This is a genomic window from Mesorhizobium sp. M7A.F.Ca.US.002.01.1.1, assembly GCF_004022955.1.
GTDB lineage: Bacteria > Pseudomonadota > Alphaproteobacteria > Rhizobiales > Rhizobiaceae > Mesorhizobium > Mesorhizobium ciceri.
On record NZ_RZQE01000884.1, the window covers coordinates 1 to 1,212 of the forward strand.

General features: G+C 58.9%; 1 protein-coding gene and 1 pseudogene. One reads left to right on the forward strand and one right to left on the reverse strand.

The window, feature by feature from the left end; all coding sequences use genetic code 11:
- Positions 1-308 precede the first annotated feature (308 nt).
- Entirely contained in the window at positions 309-560 is a 252-nt protein-coding gene (locus EN932_RS38300) for a hypothetical protein (protein ID WP_164753151.1), read from the forward strand.
- A 487-nt stretch (positions 561-1,047) separates the two neighbouring features.
- Here EN932_RS38300 and EN932_RS36425 read toward each other — a convergent pair.
- Positions 1,048-1,212: pseudogene (locus EN932_RS36425) on the reverse strand (helix-turn-helix domain-containing protein); the annotation flags it as partial.

Here is a 1,212-nt window from a genome sequence, read left to right on the forward strand (position 1 = left end):
GGTAGCGGATCGCCCACGACAGCACCGGCCCGCCGGTAGCATCGACGATCGTCCATCTATTGAAGGTTACCGACTGTCCCGCGCATTTCCAGCTGCGGGGACGCCTGGGCTTGAAAGAAGCTCACTGGCTTATCCGATGTCGCCCAGACGCAAATTCCGCAGGCAATCCCGAAGGAGATCAACAGGGCGGGCGAGATGGGTAAGCGGTGCAGGGATTGGCTGGGCCTCTTTGTTGCAGACCCGCCCAAAACCTCCTGCAACCGGATCGGTTCGACATAAAATATTTACCGTGTTGGCATGGTTTACGAATGGTTTCGCGGGCCATCCACCTCATGGCCGCTTTGGCTTTGGCCGGACCGGTTAAGGTTGAGCCGGATGATTTGACCGGCTGCGAAACTCCTCGCAAATTCCTCGTTGTCGAAAAGCTGTTGGGTGGTCAGGCCATCCTCGATGATCTGCACCGCCCATTGGCCGTCTATGTGTTCTACCCGAACACCGTCCTTCTGATCGTCGCCCACGCCCGCACTCCCACACAACGATGTGCGAAAAAAACCATGTGATCGGCAATCCAGCAAGTCACAAAACCGTACGAATCCGGCCGCTGGTTAACTTTGTAAAAGCGTCGAAATTTTCGCAAATGCCCGCACCCGCAGGAAACCAATTTTGGAAGGCCCGTAGCTCACACGGCCGCAGCCCGATCATCATCGATCCAGAGAAGCTGTGGACGGCATGTTGCGAGTACTTCGAATGGGTCGACGCGCACCCGCTCTATGAGGCCAAGCCCTTTGCGTATCAGGGCGAGGTGAAGATAGAGAACGTGGCGAAGATGCGCGCCATGACGATTTCACCAGCCAGGTCGAGGAAATCATCCGCACCCAGAAGTTCGAATCGGAACTCACCGGCAAAGACGGCGAACCGTTGCCGCTGGTCCCCGTGGTCAATGTCACAGTCCGCAGTTCTTGACCTGGAGCTGCATCCCAAGCAGGGGATAGCATACAACACCGAAGCGACCGAAACGCTGTATGGTGGCGCGGCCGGCGGCGGCGGCTCCTCATCATGGCGCCGATTGCTCGGTCGGCCGCGCTCCTTCGACACCAGCCCGCCGGCGCCGTCCTGGTCATAGGCTTGCAACAGCCGGTGAACCTGACTGCGGCTGAGATGAAGAAGCTCCGCCGCCTGGACGCTCAGCCGCCGGTCGCGGATCTTCTGGAT